Annotated in this window: 2 protein-coding genes; both read right to left on the reverse strand. The window is 45.0% G+C overall.

All coding sequences use genetic code 11. The features are described 5' to 3' along the window. Positions 1-163: 163 nt before the first annotated feature. Complete coding sequence (locus CAG68_RS01120; RefSeq protein WP_161440692.1) at positions 164-1,048, reverse strand: aldose epimerase family protein; 885 nt, start codon at positions 1,046-1,048, stop codon at positions 164-166. Between the two features lie 155 nt (positions 1,049-1,203). Beyond that, on the reverse strand, positions 1,204-2,154 hold a 951-nt coding region (gene gap / locus CAG68_RS01125; protein WP_161440693.1), incomplete at its 5' end, for a type I glyceraldehyde-3-phosphate dehydrogenase.

A 2,154-nucleotide genomic window follows, 5' to 3' on the forward strand; every position in this document is an offset into this window, starting at 1 on the left:
TTGTATCGGTATGCTATCGGTTTATATGATCAATTTTTTTGATATTTATTAATGAAACCGTCAAAAGTGACCAGTAACCAATAAGTTAGTAAAGATAGGACCATCTAAGCAGAGCTTTTATTACAAAAAAAGCCGGGTATCCCCGGCCTTTACATGGTGATTCTTACTGCGCTGAAATGACAGTGACAAGTTCATGTGTCTCACCTGGTTGGAGCGTTTGACCTTGCTCAATACTTGGTTCATGAACAGCAGACTCCACACACAACATGGTTTGATAACCATCGTCAGCCATGTCACCCATGCTTTGCGCACCTTCTGCCCAAGGGTTCCATAATACCGCTGAGTTGTGGCCTTGGTTGTGTACGCTTAGCGTACGATCCAATACCGGGTCTTTTACCAAAATTTTCGCTTCTGGTTGCGTGTAAACGCGATCAATGGTGTCAGTTAGTTGTAGAACATTACCACCTTGGCATACCGCATCAGCTTTCAAACTATCAATGTACTCGGCACCCATGCCTGTCGTTTGTGCTTGCTTAATGTCTCCAACGTTTAGGTAAGTATGTAATGCGCCAGAGAAGGTCCAAGCCTCGTCATCGATGTTCATGACTTTGAGCGTCACTTTTAGCTCATCGCCCACTTCAATCACCAAACGAGCGTCAAACATATGGGGCCAAATATCGTGGATTTCTTCTGTCGGGAACAGAGCAAGTTCAACAATCACACCGTTATGGTTCTCACGATGTTCAACCAACTCCCATTCTGCGGTGCGGGCAAAGCCGTGAGCTGGAGCAGCAATACGCCCAAACCAAGGCCAACAAACCGGAATACCACCGCGAAGAGCAGCTTTACCATCGAAGATAGCTTTTTCGCTCATCCAGATCAGATCTTCTTGACCTTCAGGCGTGAACGACACGACATGACCACCGTGTAGCGAGATGCCTGCCGTTGCTTTGTCATGAATCACGCGGACGATTTTTATCTGATCAACTTCAACGATAGTGACGTTATCAGATAGCACCGTTAGGGCTGGGAGAGTTTTTAAATCCATGTGTAGTTTCCTATCGCTGGGGAGAGCTTTTAGACGCGCTTCGCACATTAAATGCAACATCGAGCCTGCATTCTCTCAAATTCCAGATACAAAAAAGGCGACTCTAGAGCCGCCTTTTCTTTAACGAAGTTATTCGCTAATTGCTAACTTTCTAATTACTTAGAGATGTGAGCGATTAGGTCTAGAACTTTGTTTGAGTAACCGATTTCGTTGTCGTACCAAGATACAACTTTAACGAATTTGTCAGTTAGCGCGATACCAGCTTTAGCATCGAATACTGAAGTGCAAACTTCGCCGATGAAGTCTTGAGATACAACTGCATCTTCAGTGTAGCCTAGAACGCCTTTTAGTTCGCCTTCAGAAGCTTCTTTCATCGCTTTACAGATGTCTTCGTAAGAAGCACCGTTAACTAGGTTAACAGTTAGGTCGACTACAGAAACGTTAGCAGTTGGTACGCGGAAAGCCATACCAGTTAGTTTGCCGTTTACTTCTGGAAGTACAACGCCTACAGCTTTAGCAGCACCAGTTGAAGATGGGATGATGTTTTGAGAAGCACCACGACCACCGCGCCAGTCTTTAGCAGAAGGACCATCTACAGTTTTTTGAGTTGCTGTAGTTGCGTGAACTGTAGTCATAAGACCAGATTCGATACCGAACTTGTCGTTAAGAACTTTAGCGATAGGCGCTAGACAGTTAGTAGTACAAGAAGCGTTAGAAACGATGTCTTGACCAGCGTAAGTGTCGAAGTTTACGCCGTTAACGAACATTGGAGTAGCGTCTTTAGAAGGACCAGTTAGTACAACTTTTTTCGCGCCAGCAGTGATGTGCTTACGTGCAGTCTCGTCAGTTAGGAAAAGACCAGTTGCTTCAGCTACAACGTCAACACCGATTTCGTCCCATTTTAGGTCTTCAGGGTTGCGCTCTGCAGTAACACGTACAGTTTTACCGTTAACGATTAGGTTACCGCCTTCAACTTCAACAGTACCGTTGAAACGGCCGTGAGTTGAGTCATACTTAAGCATGTATGCCATGTAATCTACATCGATAAGGTCGTTAATACCTACTACTTCGATGTCGTTGCGCTCTTGCGCTGCACGGAATACGAA

It is taken from the genome of Vibrio sp. V42_P2S4T144 (assembly GCF_009904715.1).
Lineage (GTDB): Bacteria > Pseudomonadota > Gammaproteobacteria > Enterobacterales > Vibrionaceae > Vibrio > Vibrio alginolyticus.